Origin of the sequence: Roseovarius sp. EL26, assembly GCF_900327775.1 — a bacterium.
In the GTDB taxonomy this organism is placed as follows: Bacteria; Pseudomonadota; Alphaproteobacteria; order Rhodobacterales; family Rhodobacteraceae; genus Roseovarius.
Genome location: NZ_OUMZ01000007.1, coordinates 1,299,282 through 1,311,751, shown reverse-complemented (window position 1 = coordinate 1,311,751; position 12,470 = coordinate 1,299,282). Strand labels below are relative to the sequence as shown.

General features: G+C 54.5%; 15 protein-coding genes. 9 read left to right on the top strand and 6 right to left on the bottom strand.

Going from position 1 to position 12,470, the window contains the following annotated elements; translation table 11 throughout:
• Window positions 1-20 precede the first annotated feature (20 nt).
• Window positions 21-443, top strand: a complete 423-nt coding sequence (ndk, locus tag D9A02_RS14330) for a nucleoside-diphosphate kinase (protein ID WP_120501597.1) — start codon at window positions 21-23, stop codon at window positions 441-443.
• A gap of 71 nt (window positions 444-514) precedes the next feature.
• Here ndk and D9A02_RS19520 read toward each other — a convergent pair whose 3' ends face one another.
• The 3 genes from D9A02_RS19520 to D9A02_RS14320 all read right to left on the bottom strand — a co-directional run bounded on the left by D9A02_RS19520 (window position 515) and on the right by D9A02_RS14320 (window position 3,005).
• A complete protein-coding gene (locus D9A02_RS19520; protein WP_301951092.1) occupies window positions 515-637 on the bottom strand; it encodes a hypothetical protein in 123 nt (40 codons plus the stop codon).
• 412 nt (window positions 638-1,049) lie between these two features.
• Window positions 1,050-2,036, bottom strand: a complete 987-nt coding sequence (locus D9A02_RS14325) for an arginase family protein (RefSeq protein ID WP_120501596.1) — start codon at window positions 2,034-2,036, stop codon at window positions 1,050-1,052.
• Between the two features lie 126 nt (window positions 2,037-2,162).
• Window positions 2,163-3,005, bottom strand: coding sequence for a LysR family transcriptional regulator (locus tag D9A02_RS14320; RefSeq protein WP_120501595.1), 843 nt, complete (start codon window positions 3,003-3,005; stop codon window positions 2,163-2,165).
• 119 nt (window positions 3,006-3,124) lie between these two features.
• Between D9A02_RS14320 and D9A02_RS14315 the strand changes: the two genes are divergently transcribed.
• Genes D9A02_RS14315 through D9A02_RS14280 form a run of 8 tightly spaced genes read left to right on the top strand, consistent with a single transcriptional unit; the run spans window position 3,125 to window position 10,544 of the window.
• A complete protein-coding gene (locus D9A02_RS14315; protein ID WP_120501594.1) occupies window positions 3,125-3,655 on the top strand; it encodes a flavin reductase family protein in 531 nt (176 codons plus the stop codon).
• Window positions 3,656-3,666: 11 nt separating this feature from the next.
• The gene (locus tag D9A02_RS14310; protein ID WP_120501593.1) at window positions 3,667-5,142 is read left to right on the top strand and encodes an aldehyde dehydrogenase; all 1,476 of its coding nucleotides are present in this window, start codon (window positions 3,667-3,669) and stop codon (window positions 5,140-5,142) included.
• Between the two features lie 29 nt (window positions 5,143-5,171).
• Window positions 5,172-6,206: an LLM class flavin-dependent oxidoreductase gene (locus D9A02_RS14305; protein WP_120501592.1), complete on the top strand. Its 1,035-nt coding sequence runs from the start codon at window positions 5,172-5,174 to the stop codon at window positions 6,204-6,206.
• A gap of 29 nt (window positions 6,207-6,235) precedes the next feature.
• Complete coding sequence (locus D9A02_RS14300; RefSeq protein ID WP_120501591.1) at window positions 6,236-6,832, top strand: amino acid synthesis family protein; 597 nt, start codon at window positions 6,236-6,238, stop codon at window positions 6,830-6,832.
• Window positions 6,833-7,630 carry an alpha/beta fold hydrolase gene (locus tag D9A02_RS14295; RefSeq protein ID WP_120501590.1) on the top strand — a complete coding sequence of 266 codons (798 nt, stop codon included), beginning with the start codon at window positions 6,833-6,835 and terminating at the stop codon, window positions 7,628-7,630.
• Between the two features lie 20 nt (window positions 7,631-7,650).
• The gene (locus D9A02_RS14290; RefSeq protein ID WP_120501589.1) at window positions 7,651-9,339 is read left to right on the top strand and encodes a thiamine pyrophosphate-binding protein; all 1,689 of its coding nucleotides are present in this window, start codon (window positions 7,651-7,653) and stop codon (window positions 9,337-9,339) included.
• A 3-nt stretch (window positions 9,340-9,342) separates the two neighbouring features.
• Window positions 9,343-10,182 (top strand): TauD/TfdA family dioxygenase, encoded by an 840-nt coding sequence (locus tag D9A02_RS14285; protein WP_120501588.1) that lies wholly within the window; start codon window positions 9,343-9,345, stop codon window positions 10,180-10,182.
• Entirely contained in the window at window positions 10,179-10,544 is a 366-nt protein-coding gene (locus D9A02_RS14280) for a carboxymuconolactone decarboxylase family protein (protein WP_120501587.1), read from the top strand. Before D9A02_RS14285 ends, D9A02_RS14280 begins: the two co-directional genes overlap by 4 nt.
• 169 nt (window positions 10,545-10,713) lie before the next feature.
• Here the strand turns inward: D9A02_RS14280 and D9A02_RS14275 are convergent, their stop codons facing one another.
• From D9A02_RS14275 to D9A02_RS19455, 3 genes are all read right to left on the bottom strand, one after another.
• Entirely contained in the window at window positions 10,714-11,316 is a 603-nt protein-coding gene (locus D9A02_RS14275) for a short chain dehydrogenase (RefSeq protein WP_120501586.1), read from the bottom strand.
• A 75-nt stretch (window positions 11,317-11,391) separates the two neighbouring features.
• Window positions 11,392-12,039 carry an ABC transporter substrate-binding protein gene (locus D9A02_RS14270; RefSeq protein ID WP_254054640.1) on the bottom strand — a complete coding sequence of 216 codons (648 nt, stop codon included), beginning with the start codon at window positions 12,037-12,039 and terminating at the stop codon, window positions 11,392-11,394.
• Window positions 11,952-12,470 (bottom strand): hypothetical protein, encoded by a 519-nt coding sequence (locus D9A02_RS19455; RefSeq protein WP_254054639.1) that lies wholly within the window; start codon window positions 12,468-12,470, stop codon window positions 11,952-11,954. The genes D9A02_RS14270 and D9A02_RS19455 overlap by 88 nt, the downstream gene beginning before the upstream one ends.

Here is a 12,470-nt window from a genome sequence, read left to right as displayed (position 1 = left end):
GAACTGAAAAAGAGGCTGACATGGCTGTTCAACGCACCTTCTCCATCATCAAACCAGATGCCACAAAACGCAACCTTACCGGGGCAATCGCAGCAAAATTCGAAGCTGCTGGTCTGCGCATCGTTGCCTCCAAGCGCATTCAACTGTCTTTGGCTCAGGCTCAGACGTTTTATGGTGTTCACAAAGAGCGCCCGTTCTTTGGCGAACTGTGTGAGTTCATGATCTCTGAGCCAATCGTTGTTCAGGTTCTGGAAGGTGAAGACGCCATTGCGAAAAACCGCGAAGTTATGGGCGCAACCAATCCAGCAGACGCTGCTGAGGGCACCATCCGTAAAGAATTCGCTTTGTCCATTGGTGAAAACTCGGTTCACGGCTCAGACGCGCCTGAAACCGCAGCAGAAGAGATTGCCTTCTTCTTCTCTGGTCTGGAGCTGGTGGGCTAAGCTCATCTGTCAACCAGATTACAAAGGAAAGGGCCGTCTCCGGCAGGGAGGCGGCCTTTTTTATGTTCGCATCAAATTGCGGCGAAGTCGTTAAAGACCTGAGCTGAAATCACCTTGGTCTGCTTTTGCAGGGAAGGTTTGGATTTTTTATCCGAAGGTTTCGGTTCAGGCGGTTTTTGTGCCGTAATAAACATGGCTTTACTCCTTAAAATACTCCCGCAGTCAGGCTTAGCGGTGAACTCTTTACACTTAAATCGAGCTCCTAAAGTGTGAATATTTTGCGCCCAAAATGTGGCAAAAATGTGGCGTGACAATTTGGTGACAGGACGAATTCGCGCCCTGAATTCTCGTAATGTATTGATTTTAAACTGTATAATTATAAGTACCCCTGTGGATAACTTGGGAGGGCACGGAGGGCATTCTGATCGCACTTTGCGCTTTTGTGGCGACAGTCTTCATGTCGTTGAAGGGTGTGTTCTTGAATTGGAAACAGTTAATTCAGGTGAATTTTGACCACAAAAAGTGAAAATCCACCGCGATATTGCATCACCGTAGCAGATTTTAGTTGCGGAGCGTAAGCTTTGCGTCCTGTGTATTGAGGTCGCGTTAATTCTTATTTTTTACGGTGTTTTCAGCGATCATCGAGATCATTTCAAACATGACTGCTGCTGCGGTCAGGGCTGTGATGTTGTTGGGGCTGTCCTTGGTCGGCATCATGCAGACGATATCGCCACCGATGATGTTGAGGCCACGTGCTGCGCGTAGGATGCCGACGGCCTCGTCTATATCAAACCCTTTCTCGCCGGGTTCCAGGTTGGACACACCGGGGGCAATGGTAGGATCTAAGCAGTCAAGATCAAAGGTGATGTAGACCGGGCGGTCGCCCAACACCTCTTTGGTTTGTGCCACAATGTCCTCTAACCCGCGTTTTCTGAACTCTTTCATGGTGACGATGTTGTAGCCATAGTCATAAGAGGGTTGCAGCCAATCGAGACTACGGGGATGACCGCGCAGGCCGATCTGCATCGAGCGGCTTGGGTCAACTTTGCCCTGATCGGCCAGATACGCCCCCCAATGAGCTGCGGATTTTTTGGCGCCGAGGAAGTGGTCGACTTTTGTAAATACATCGGTGTGTGCATCGAGATGAAGGAAGCTAACAGGTTGACCTTGAGCGATATTTCCACATCCCAATGCCTGCACGATACCACCGGTGATAGAGTGGTCCCCGCCAACAGACACTGGCCGTGCGCCAGCGGCATCAATGCGTTTGTAGAACTCAGTGATACGCTCAATACAGTCCTCGTTGTCATTGGCGCGGGGGAATGGCACATCCCCAACGTCGGCGATTTTTGCACTATTCCAAGGGTCTAGCTCAAACTCCATATGCACGCGGCGTTGTACGGCCGAGACATGACGCAAGGCACGCGGGCCAAGATGTTGATCGCGCTCAGTGGTTCCGTTGCCGGTGGAATGTGGGACGCCGACAAGGGCGATGTCTTGACCTTCGGGGGCTTCATGTGGCGCACGAAACATGGTGGGAATGCCCCACCAGTAAAGGTTTTCCATCATGGACTTCTGATATGGATCGGTCATTTTCTTTCCCTCATGCAACCTGTGGATTTATGTACATCCTGTACATGTTGTACGCGCAAAACGTACGCAAATCGCCAGATAAGGTACGAAACCCGCCCAAAGGGTGAAAAGCCGGCCTTTTCGTGCTCATCCTTCAGCTTGCAGGTCATCGACCAATGGTTGGAACCAGTCCCAGTTCTGGGCGGCGGTGTCGTTGACGACGAGGTATTTCTTGCGTTCATAAATCGGGGCTTTGGTCAGGTGGAACAAGCGGCCAGCTTGAACATGTTGTTCGGCCAGAGCGCGGGGCAGGTAGGCGGAGCCGCCGACCGATAAAAGATATTCCAATGCCCAACGGGAGCTATCAAAACTGGTACGGGCGATGCCGGCATAATGATAGGTTTCGGCATGCTGCTGGCGGTACTCTTCGCCGTGGTCGACAAAGATGTAATTTTTGCCTTCGCTGATGGGACTATCAGGCTCATCTGAGTATAGGACCAGTTGCTCTGATGGCAGGGCATAAACGGTTTGGGCACTGCGGGCGATGGTTTCATAGGTCAGGATCACATCAACAATCCCCGAGGTGAGCCAGCCTTCCAGCTCGCGCGCGCTGCCCTGATGGACCGAGACGGCCATTTCAGGGTGGCCAGAGACCACGCCATGAAAAAACGTCTGACCGGGACCGTGCCAAAGTTCTCGGTCACAACCAAAAGTGCAAACTGATTCCAGCCCGGCGGGCAGGTTTGTTTCATATCGGGCCTGCCGCCAGAGCCCCACCATGATCCGAGCATATCGAAGCAGTTTGGTGCCAGCGGGGGTCAAGGTGGTGCCGGATTTTTGCCGGTTCAGGAGTTGCTGGCCGACCTCTTCCTCCAGCGTTTTAAGGCGCGCGGTAACAGTTGATTGCGTGACATTCATCTTTTGCGAGGCGCGGATCAGGTTGCCGGTTTCGACAATGGCGAGGAAAGTCTGGAGCGAGGTAATGTTCATAGAGGATTTATAATTCGGATTTTTCGAACTTATCAAGCAAAACAATTCGTTTTTCAAAACTATGATTTTGTGACAAATCTGGTGACATCATCAGAAACGCGAACAGGTGGGAAATGATTATGCCTGATATTGAACAAAACCTAGCAGCGCGGGATGAGTTTATCTCTGCTATGCGCGGTGTGGCCTCTTCGGTCACGGTTGTCACCACAGACGGGCCAGCGGGTAAGCTGGGCGCAACTGTCAGTGCCTTTTCATCGGTTTCAGCCGATCCGCCAACTGTATTGGTCTGCCTATTTGCCGAAAGCCGCATCGCGAAGGCTGTGATGGAGAATAGTGAGTTTAGTGTGAACGTTCTGGCCGAAAGTGCCGCGCATATCGCGGATCGCTTTGCAGGGCGCCATGACGCAGAAGTGTCAGACCGGTTTGATAGCATTGCCCATAGCAAATCCACTCACGGAATGCCGGGTATTACCGGAGCCACGGTATTTTGCTGTGATTTGCAGCAGGCCGTGCGCTCGGGTAGCCACCTGATTGTGCTGGGCCAAGTGCGCAGCGTCAGAGATGGCCAAAGCCGCCCGCTGACCTATCGCGATGGCAACTATCATAGCGTTGTACCGCAAGACCAAGCCATTGCCTGTGCGGCTGAGTGAAAGAGCAAAGAATGACAACAACCTATGAAATGCTGATCGACGGCAAATGGGTGGGTGCCTCGGATGGGGGCACCTTCGATACGTTTAACCCGACAACGGGCAAGGTCTGGGCGACTGCGCCGGAAGCCACGGCAGACGACATAAATCAAGCGGTCGAAGCGGCCTATGCGGCTTGTTATGAAGGTCCTTGGGCCAAGATGACCCCAACGCAGCGTGGGCAGTGCCTGCGTCGTTTGGCAGATCTTTTGGCTGATAAATCCGAAGAACTGGGCGCGATTGAAACCCGCGACAGCGGCAAGATGCTCAAGGAAACCCGTTGGCAGGCGAAATACATCAGTGAATTCCTGCAGTTCTATGCGGGTGCTGCGGATAAAATCAATGGTGACACATTGCCGATTGATAAGCCGGACATGTTTGTGTTCAGCAACCGCGAGCCCTTGGGCGTGATTGCGGCCGTTGTACCCTGGAATAGCCAGCTGTTTTTGACGGCAGTAAAGATTGGCCCGGCGCTGGCGGCGGGCAATACCGTGGTGCTGAAGACCAGCGAACACGCGCCTGCGGTGATTTTGGAATTTGGTAAACTGATTGCCGAGGCGGGAATTCCCGATGGCGTGGTCAACATTGTCACCGGTCACGGTGATCCGTGTGGCAAGGTGTTGACCAGCCATCCCTTGGTGGCGCGCATTTCATTCACCGGTGGGCCAATGGCGGCCAAACATGTGTTGATGAATTCGACCAAAAACTTTGCCGAGGTATCGCTGGAACTGGGCGGAAAATCCCCGTTCATCGTGTTTGACGATGCGGATCTGGACAGTGCGGTGAATGGGTCAGTTGCTGGGATCTTTGCAGCCTCTGGGCAAAGCTGTGTGGCGGGTTCGCGCCTGATCGTGCATGAGGATGTGGCCGATGAATTCATCGCTCGTATGGCCAAGATCGCAAATGGCATCAAGATCGGTGATCCGATGCTGGATGAAACTGAAATGGGGCCGCTGTGTACCCGTGGACAAGTCGACAATATCGAAAAAGAAGTGGCTTACGCAGTTGAGCAGGGCGCCAAGCTGGTGTGCGGTGGCAAACGTGCAGATGCCAGCAGTGATTTGTTCTTTGAGCCGACCATTCTGGATTGCCCCAGTTCCGATCTGAAAATCGTCGATACCGAGTTGTTTGGCCCGGTATTGTCGGTGTTGCGGTTCAAGACAGAGGCCGAAGCGTTGGCGCTGGCCAATGATACCGAGCACGGTCTGGCGGCGGGGATATTTACCCGTAACAGCGCGCGTGCCTTGCGGATGTCGCGGGCCGTGCGGGCCGGGATTGTCTGGGTCAACACCTACCGTGTGATTTCGCCGGTCGCAGAATTTGGCGGCATGAAGAGCTCAGGCTATGGCCGCGAAAGCGGATTTCAGGCTGTCTATGACTACACCCGTCCCAAAACCGTTTGGATGAATCTTTCGGAAGAACCGATTGCAAACCCATTCCAGCCGCGCTGATGGCTTGCGATACATAAAGGAGTAAAAACATGAAGTTCCAACTGGCAATTAATCTTGAGCGCATGACCCCGGAGACCGATATGAAAGCGGTTCGGGATCACACGCTGGAAATGGTCAAGATGGCCGATGAGGCCGGGTTCGAAATCGCTTGGGCGGCCGAACACCACGCGATGGAAATGACCATTGCGCCGAACCCGTTCCAGATATTGACCTGGTGGGGTGAGCATACAAAGAACATCCGTCTGGGTGTGGGTGTTGTGAACGCAGCCTACTGGCATCCGATCAATTTGGCCGGTGAAGCGGCGTTCCTTGATTTGGTTAGTGATGGCCGTCTGGAATTTGGTATCGGATCGGGTGCTTACCAGCGTGAGTTTGACCGGATGAAGCCGGGCCTCGATCAGCGTGACAGCTGGCGCTATATGCAAGAAATGCTACCGGTGGTGCAAAAGTTGTGGGCAGGTGACTATGAGCATGATGGCGAGTTTTGGCAGTTCCCAAGCGCCACGTCCTGCCCCAAGCCGGTGCAAGATGAGGTGCCTGTCTGGGTCGCTGCGCGTGCACCGATCACCTTTGACTATGCGGTTGAAAACAACTGCAACATCATGAGCTGGCCGCTGACCATGCCCTTCTCAGAGGCAGAAACCTATCGCCAGCGTCTGGACGAGTCGATTGCCAAGAACGGCGGCAAATACGAGGGCCGTTGGTCGATGATGCGTCACACATCGGTTTACGATAACGAGGCGGACCGTCAGGCGGCGATTGACTCCATCCGTGTGCAGCTGAGCCAATTTGGCAACCTGCTGATGAAGTCGGGTGATGTGGTTAACGGGTTCCCCGAGCAGGTGCCACTGGATAGCCTTGAGGGCAATGCGCGGGTCGATCCGCAGATGCTGGAAGAGAACCTGATGTTCGGCTCGCCCGAGCAGGTGGTCGAGAAGCTCAAGCCTTATGAGGAACTCGGGGTGGATGGATTCATCTACTACGCCTCGATGGGAATGGATATGGAGCAGCAAAAACGCTCATTAAAGCTGTTCATCGAACAAGTTATGCCAAAATTTGCCTGATAGGGCAGTACGTTAAGAAGGAAAAGACAATGACGGTAGAAATCCGCCGCACGCTGGTCACGGTGCAGACCACGTATAAAGAAGGCTGGAAAGAGGTGACTGAGCCAACCAAGATGGTTGCGGCTATGGCGATCATCAAGAACCCTTGGTTTGGTCGCGGCCATGTTGAGGACCTGAGCCCTGAAATTCGCGAACATGGTCCAGTGCTGGGCAAGCTGCTGACTGACATGATCCTGAAAGAAACCGGCGGCACGGTCGAAGGTTATGGCAAGGCTTCGGTTGTCGGAATGGGCGGCGAGCAGGAGCACGGTCAGGGGCTGACGCATACGCTGTGGTTCGGCAACCAGTACCGGGATGCGGTGCAGGCGAAAAGCTATCTGGTGTTTTCCAACACCCGTGGTGCAGCGGGCACATCGCTGGTGATCCCCTGCATGGATAAGGACGATGGCGGGCGCCGCTCGCACTACCAAACGATCCATACGTGCGTGCCTGATGCACCGGCTGATGATGAGATTATCATCGCACTGGGCGCGACGCTGGGTGGCCATCCGAACCACCGGATCGGGAACCGTTATAAGGACCTCGAAGAGATGGGACATGATGTCGATAATCCGGCGGGGGTGTAAATGCACATCAGTTCGAGCGGAACGGCATATGAACTGACCGGACCAGAAGGGGCGCCCGTTGTGGCGCTCATTCATGGTTTGGGGATGGATCGGCATAGTACCTGGGGCGCGATTGCCCCGGTGCTGGCTGAAAAATACCGCGTGTTGAGCTATGATCTATGTGGGCATGGGGCAACTGCCATACCGACCGATAAGCCCAGCCTGACGGTGTTGAGTGAGCAGCTGATCAGCCTGATGGATGAATTGGGTATTGAGCAGGCGGCTCTGGTTGGGTTCTCGCTGGGCGGGATGATCAACCGGCGTTGTGCGATGGATCACCCAAGCCGGGTTTCGGTGCTTGGCATTCTGAATTCACCGCATGAGCGTGGTGAAGAACAGCAAAGACTGGTCGAAGAGCGCGCGCGCGATACGAGTGCAGGCGGGCCGGGGGCCACTATTGATGCCACGTTGCAGCGCTGGTTTACTGAAGGTTTCCGAAGGAAACACCCCGAACAGGTGACCGCTGTACGGGATGTGGTGATGGCAAACCATCATGAGAACTATGCCCTTCACAGACAGGTTTTGGCTGAAGGTGTGGTTGAGCTGATCCGGCCAGAGCCACCTATTACACATCCAACATTGGTGGTGACCTGTGAATTTGACAGCGGATCGACCCCGGCGATGAGCTGGGCGATTGCGCGTGAAATTGGCGAGGCCGACGTGGTGATCATACCGGATTTGCAGCACTTGGGCCTAATTGAGCAACCCGAGCTGTTTGCGGCTCCGGTGATGGAGTTTTTGAGCCGCTTAGACGGCTAAAGAGATAGAGGGAGCGCGAGATGAAAAAGATGACAGGCGGGCAGGCCGCAGTTGAGGCGCTGAAGGCCGAAGGAACATCTCATGTGTTCGGGTTGATCGGGTCAGCCACAATGGAAATGTTCGACGCGCTTTATGACGCGGAAGAGATCAAATTCATCGGCGTGCATGATGAACGTACGGGTACGCATATGGCGGATGGTTTTGCCCGGATGAGCGGCGAGGCTGGCGTCATTCTGGCGGGGCAAAATGGCCCCGGTGTGACCAATCTTGTGACCGGTCTGGCGCAGGCCAAGGCGGCCTATTCACCAGTGGTCAGTATTGGTGGCGCGCTGGCCTCAGGGCATCGGTATCGTGATGCCTTTCAAGAGGTGGATCAGGACGCACTGTTCAAGCCTGTTACCAAGAAAACATGGACAGCAACAGCAGCAGACCGCGTGCCTGAGATGTTTCGCGAAGCGTTCCGCGAGTCTATGGCGCCGCGGCGTGGTCCGGTGCAATTGAACCTGCCACGTGATGTTCTGGCAGCAGAGGCCGAGTACGAGCCGCTGCAAACGCGCGATCAGTACCGGCCCTTCATGGCCCCGGCGGGCGCGCCCGAAGCTATCGCCCGTGCAGCGGCTTTGCTGAGTGCAGCAGAGCGCCCGGTGATTATTGCCGGGGGCGGGATCAAAAACACGGGTGGCGCGGATCAGTGCATGATGCTGGCCGAGGCGCTCAATTGCCCGGTTGTGACCTCTCCGGGGCATGGCGATGCTGTATCGTTTGGTCATCCGCTTAATGCGGGGCAGATGGGGCCACGTGGTAACGTGGTCGCCTCGCGGTTGGTGAAAGAGGCGGATGTTATTCTGGCGCTGGGCACGCGTGTAGGGTTCAACGCGACCTTCTATACCTATGACAATATCAATCGAGACGCCAAGATCATCCATGTCGAGATGGAACCAACGGCAATTGGACGTTACTTCCCGGCGGAAATAGGGATCATGGGCGATGCGCCAACAGTGGCGGATCAGTTGCGTTATGAAGTTGAAAAGGGTGAAAACCGTGCGAAAGCAAACGCCTGGACTGAGACGTTCAAGGCGGAACGCGCAGCATATTTGGCCAAACGCGACGCAGATGCGCAGGTGGACGCGATGCCGATTCACCCCTCGGGCCTGTTCAAAACGCTGCGCGATGTCATGCCGCAAGATGCGGCGGTGACGATGGATGCGGGCACGTTGTGTTTGCAAGCCACCGATGCGTTGAATTACTGGCAGCCGCGCAGTCTATTCACACCGCTTGATTTTGGATTGGTCGGCTTCTCATTCGCTTGTGGGTTGGGAATTAAGCTGGCGGCACCGGAACGGCCGGTGATTTCATTGATGGGGGATGGTGGGTTTGGCATGACAGTATCAGAGCTGTCGACAGCTGTGGATCATGGCATTAACACAGTAACCATTGTGATGAACAACCGTTGCTGGGGGGCTGAAAAAGCCTATCAACGTGACTTCTTTGGCGAACGCTACATTGGTGCGGATATCTCTAGCCCACCGTTTGACAAGTTGGCCGAACTGTACGGTGCCAAAGGCTATCACGCTGAAACGCTGGATGAGATGGCACAGGCGATTGAAGACGCGCTGACCTGTGGCAAACCTGCGGTGATTGACACCATGGTTGATCCAGCTGCACTCTATTCTTTCCGAAGGGACAGTTTCAAACACAGAGGGGGCTAAGCCATGCTTGTGCAGAAGATCACACCGGCCATCGGAGCGGAAATTGACGGGGTGGATTTGACCGTACCTCTGACTGCTGAGGTCACAGAGGGCCTGTATCACGCGCTGTTGGAGCATCAGGTGATCTTTCTTCGCAAGACCGAGATCACCCCCACCGCACATATGGAGCTTGCCGCCAGCTTTGGTGAGATTGATGAGCCGCATCCGCTCTATCCGCATGTTGAGGGGTTTGAGCGTATTGTGAAGTTGGAAAACGACAGCGGCGCACCGCCCGACACAAACAGCTGGCACACCGATCTGACGTTCAAGGCGCAGCAGCCCTTTGCCTCGATTCTTGTGGCGCGGGTGGTGCCCGAGGTGGGGGGCGATACCATGTGGTCCAGCTGCTATGCGGCCTATGACCGCTTGTCTGACGGGATGAAGGCCGATCTGGAGGGGTTAGAGGCTGTGCATGACATGGGGGATTTCCGCAATTCCTTTGGTACCAGCCCGCAGACGCTGAATGATGGAATGGCACGGTTTGGGCACAATATCCGGCCTTTGATTGGAGTGCATCCGGTCACGGGTCGCAAGTTTCTCAATTACAACGAGGCGTTTGTCACCCATATCATTGGGATGACCACTAATGAAAGCAATGGCTTGCGCGTGTGGCTGGCCAATCACATGAACAAGCCTGAGGACCAAATTCGCTGGCGTTGGCAGGCCGGCGATCTGGCGATGTGGGACAACCGTTGCACCATGCATTATGCGGTGGCGGATTACCTGCCGGCGTACCGCTGCATGAACCGGATCACCGTGGTCAAAGACCGCCGCGAAGGCACCCAGATGAAAGAGGTATCATGACTGAAAACAGCTATCCCGCGACCGAGGCGCAACGCCAGACTGAGGACTGGAACCCGATGTGGGACAAGCTGGCCGAGATGGACCCGGAGTATCTGGAGGCGTTTTTGGCCTTTCGTGCCGTGCCACAAAAGCAAGGGCCTCTGCCGCAAAAAACCAAAGAACTGATCTTTATCGCCATCAATGCCGCCACCACGCATCTGTGGGCCCCCGGCGTGCGCCGCCATATGCAAAACGCCCTGCGCGAAGGAGCCACGCAGGAAGAAATCATGGAGGTGCTGCAGCTGACATCAATCATGGGGATCCATTCGATAGCGCTGGGAATGCCGATTTTGAATGAAGAGCTGGAGAAGATGGACGGGTAGGGGCTGCAATGGCAGTTATGCGGACAAACCTGCCATTCGGTCCTATGATCTGAACGACAGGTTTGAACAGAAACCGACTTCACTGGGGGCGCCGCCGGGGCTTCACATCTAGTACATGTGTTTGTGATATAGGTTATCCATCAAAGTCGATCACGCAAGCCTTGGCAGACTACACGTAGTCCGGCGCATCCAGAGTTTCGCCATTCATGTTACCTTCCACTGCTGCGACATAAGCTTTGGCGGTATCGGCGGCGGACAGGCCGGAACTTGGATCCATGCTCATCTTTTCCATTGTTTCTTTGACGAAGACAGGGCTGATCGTATTCACCCGCAAACCGCGGTCAAGCTCAAGTGCGGTTGCCTTCGCAAAGCTTTCAAGCGCCCCGTTTGCCAGGCTGATCACAACCGAGCCAGGCATAGGTTCACGAGATAGGATGCCCGCTGTCAGTGCAAATGAACCACCATCGTTGACATAGCTCTGACCGACGCGAACCAGATTGACTTGCCCCATCAACTTATTGCCCAGAGCCAGCTCATATGCCGCATCGTCCAGGTCATTGAAGGGGGCGAACCCAGCCAGTCCAGCAGTGCTTATGACGGCGTCAACCTTGCCGACCGTTTTGAACATCGCCTCGATGGAGGCTTTGGAACCAAGGTCAACTTTGACACCGCCATCGCTGTATCCGGCCCTGATCACGTCGTGATTTTCTGAAAGGCTGTCTGCAACTTTGCCTCCGATCAAGCCAGTGGCCCCTACGATAAGGATTTTCATGAGTATTCTCCGATTTGAATTGAGAGTGCCGCGCCGCCACAGTTGTTCTTATGCAGCGCGGCAGGATGGGTGATGTTATGGTTTAACGCTGTAATCCATTTCGAGAGGTGCAGGACCAGTCGCAGGGCCAACCAATTGCTCGATTTGCAGGCGGAAGCGTTCGACCAGATCACGTTTCAGCATAAAGCGATGGAAGTCAGCAGGAGAGGTGTTGTAGTGCAGATGGGACTTGTATCCACCGGGTGCTTCAATATCCATGCGTGCCGGGAATTGCAGCCATTTCCCTTGGAAGTTTTCAGACAGCATCCAGTTCAGATAGAGTTTAGCCGCTGCTTTGTTTTTTGCATCGGTTGGAATAGCTGCGGCCTGGAACCAGGTCAGAAAGAAGTCTTCTTCGGGCAATACAAGACGCGTATCACTGCCTTCCCACGGAACAAACGCCCAGGATGTTGTAAAGCTTGCGCCATACCATCCATTGTCGATGGCGACGTAAGGCATAGATGTGCCGCGGACCCAGGTCGGTTCCATTGCGACGAGTTTCTCAAGATACTCCCAACCGTATTTTTCCTTCAGGTTCCAGAACTGGTACAGTACGGCATCATCCGTGTGTGGGTAAACTAGGATCAGTTTGCCCTTTAGTGCCGGGTCAAGATAATCCATCGCATCGCGCGGGGCGTCCGCATCTGCAATGACGCTGTTGTTGTAGACATTGGTGAAGGCCACGCCGAACAGGCCTGTCCAGTTGCCATGCGGGTCTTTGTAATCCGGATGACCTTTTCCCAGTTCTTTGGCTTGTAACGTTCCAGCAGTCCGCGCTCGGCGTAGTAATCAAAGTCGTGCAGCGTTTGCAGCTGAATGATGTCCGGCACGTTCTCGTTATCAACGTCTTTGCGCGCATTGTCATAGCGTGAGGCATGATAGAAACTCAGGTCAACACTGTGGGTCAGTTTGATTTCCGGAAAGCGCTCTTTGAACATATTCAGGTAATAATCAGCCTGATCGTCCTTATCGCCCCCGGCTCGAATAACCAGCTCTCCACCTTCGGCAACCGCCTCTGCGTAAAGCTGCTCGATTGACTTGGTTGCAACTTCTGTTGCAAGCGCTGAGGTCGCAAAAAGTGCGCTTGCCACGATACTAAATATTGTATGTTTCAT